This window comes from Pseudomonas sp. P5_B2, from assembly GCF_056400445.1.
Genome location: NZ_JBFULH010000590.1, coordinates 1 through 2,477 on the forward strand (window position 1 = coordinate 1; position 2,477 = coordinate 2,477).

Here is a 2,477-nt window from a genome sequence, read left to right on the forward strand (position 1 = left end):
CCCTGGAGACAGAAAGTAAAAACCCGCCTCTAGGGCGGGTTGGGTGCTGCAGTCGTGAGCTAGCCCGCCAAATAAGGAATGGCGGTAATAATGCTTGGCTGGCAGCTCAATACGGTGAAAGTCATGGCTGGAAATTAGCCTTGGGCGGATGGCAAGTCAATGGTCAATTTTCATCGACTTCTCGAGCCAAGACTACAGTACCCCAGGTTATTTCAGGCCAACCCTGTACAACGCGCCGTCGTCCTCATCGGTCAACACATACAAATACCCATCCGGACCTTGCCGCACATCCCGAATCCGCGCCTTGAGTTCACCCAGCAAGCGTTCTTCGTGAACGACTTTATCGCCATCGAACTGCAAACGGATCAACTCCTGGCTGACCAGCGCACCGATGAACACGTTGTGCTGCCACGCTTTGAAACGATCGCCGTCGTAGAACGCCATCCCGCTCAGGCCCGGGGACTTTTCCCAGACATGGCGCGGCCCCACGGTGCCTTCGGCGGTCTTGCCCTTGGCTTCCGGGATCGGTTGGCCGGAATAGTTGATGCCATGGGTTGCCAGCGGCCAGCCGTAGTTTTTACCGCGCTCGATGACGTTCAGCTCATCTCCACCTTGTGGCCCATGTTCGTTCTCCCAGAGCACGCCGGTCCACGGATTGAGCGCAGCACCTTGCGGATTACGCTGGCCGTAGGACCAGATTTCCGAGCGTACGCCGGCTTGACCGACGAAGGGGTTATCGTCCGGCACGTTGCCGTCCGGGTAGATCCGTACGACTTTACCTTGCAGCTTGTCGAGGTCCTGGGCTGTTGGCCGGTCATTGTTTTCGCCGAGCGTGATGAACAGATAGCCGTCGCGATCAAACACCAGTCGCGAGCCAAAGTGGTTACCGACGGAGAGCTTGGGTTCCTGGCGAAAGATCACTTTGAAGTCCTTGAGCGTTTTCAGGTCTTCGGACAGTTGCCCTCGGCCTACCGCGGTGCCCGCCTTGTCCCCCGCGCCGCCGCCTTCGGCATACGACAGATAAACCGTTCGGTCCTGCCTGAAGTCGGGGGACAGCACCACATCCAGCAAGCCGCCCTGCCCCTTTGCCCAGACCTTCGGCACGCCATCAATGGGGCCGGAAAGTTTGCCGTCAACGCTGACGACGCGAAGGTTGCCGGGCCGTTCGGTGACCAGCATGCCCTTGCGATCCGGCAGGAACGCGAGCGACCACGGATGCTCCAGGCCCTTGGTGATCGTGGTGACCTCAAGGGTGCCCTGTTCGCTTTCCAGTTCCTGAACCGGTGCCGCGAAAACGGCTGTTGCACCGGTGATCAGTGCGCTGGCACACAGAGTGGCCAGGAAGGTTTTATGTAACATGCACGATTCCTTTTGTCGTTCCGGTTCAACGGTTGCCTGAGTCTCGCTGAGGTGGATTGGGTATGAATATCGGTGGGCTGGGGGGGGCCGAATGGCTTTGGGGATAACGGTTGCCAATGCCGCCGTTTTCCAGGGTCGGAGGGCGCGGCACCGGTACGGTATTCGGCCCGCGCATGGCTGGGGCGCTGGATTGCGAGCCTTGCATGCTGTTTGGATTAGCGCGGCGAATCGGGCTGTTGTAAGGATTGCTCGAAGCCCCCGTCGGGCTTTGGGCCAGCAGCAATAATGGCAATGGCGACGGCGACGCCTGCGCCAGACTGTTCAGCAAACCACTCAGCGCCAACGCAATGCAGCCGAGCACATATCTGTTCATGGGTAGCCTCTCTACATGGATAGAGTCTTCGATAGCACGCTACGCCCGGGGTTCGGATTTGTTAACCAAAACCTCATCAGCAAGATGTAACACCAGACGACTACCCCACCCGGCCGGGGCCGCAACCGGCTGAAACTTTTGCGCCAGGCAACAGGTCACCTGAACATCACTTGCGAGAAGACGACCATGGCACGGGCAATCTGGAAAGGCGCAATCAGTTTCGGGCTGGTGCATATCCCTGTGGCGCTGGTATCGGCGACGTCTTCCCAAGGGGTGGATTTTGACTGGCTCGACAGCCGGAGCATGGAGCCGGTCGGGTACAAACGCGTGAACAAGGTCACCGGCAAGGAAGTCACCAAGGAACATATCGTCAAGGGCGTGCAGTACGAAAAGGGTAGGTACGTGGTTCTCAGTGAAGAGGAAATCAAGTCGGCGCACCCGTTATCCACGCAAACCATCGACATCTTCTCCTTTGTCGACAGTGAGCAGATCCCCCTGCAAAACATCGATACCCCCTACTATCTCGCCCCGGATAAACGCGGCGGCAAGGTGTACGCRTTGTTGCGCGAGACGTTGCGCAAAACCAACAAAGTCGCCCTCGCCCATGTGGTGTTGCACACACGCCAGCACTTGGCAGCGTTAATGCCGCTGGAATCGGCGATGGTGTTAGTGATGTTGCGCTGGCCAGCAGAAGTGCGCAGCCTCGAGACGCTTGAGTTGGGCAGCGAAGTGACCAAACCTGAAC

Annotated in this window: 3 protein-coding genes; 1 reads left to right on the plus strand and 2 read right to left on the minus strand. The window is 58.5% G+C overall.

Going from position 1 to position 2,477, the window contains the following annotated elements:
- Positions 1-207 precede the first annotated feature (207 nt).
- Together AC1DRJ_RS24355 and AC1DRJ_RS24360 are read right to left on the minus strand one after the other, a co-directional pair.
- Positions 208-1,359 carry a PQQ-dependent sugar dehydrogenase gene (locus AC1DRJ_RS24355; protein WP_477804404.1) on the minus strand — a complete coding sequence of 384 codons (1,152 nt, stop codon included), beginning with the start codon at positions 1,357-1,359 and terminating at the stop codon, positions 208-210.
- A 25-nt stretch (positions 1,360-1,384) separates the two neighbouring features.
- Positions 1,385-1,732 carry a hypothetical protein gene (locus tag AC1DRJ_RS24360; RefSeq protein ID WP_477804405.1) on the minus strand — a complete coding sequence of 116 codons (348 nt, stop codon included), beginning with the start codon at positions 1,730-1,732 and terminating at the stop codon, positions 1,385-1,387.
- A 186-nt stretch (positions 1,733-1,918) separates the two neighbouring features.
- Between AC1DRJ_RS24360 and ku the strand changes: the two genes are divergently transcribed.
- Positions 1,919-2,477 (plus strand): non-homologous end joining protein Ku (gene ku / locus AC1DRJ_RS24365; protein WP_477804406.1); only part of this gene is annotated, 559 nt, incomplete at its 3' end.

Coding starts and splice junctions, on each gene's coding strand:
- AC1DRJ_RS24360 (WP_477804405.1), bottom strand. CDS start 1,732: ATGAACAGATATGTGCTCGGCTGCATTGCGTTGGCGCTGAGTGGTTTG.
- AC1DRJ_RS24355 (WP_477804404.1), bottom strand. CDS start 1,359: ATGTTACATAAAACCTTCCTGGCCACTCTGTGTGCCAGCGCACTGATC.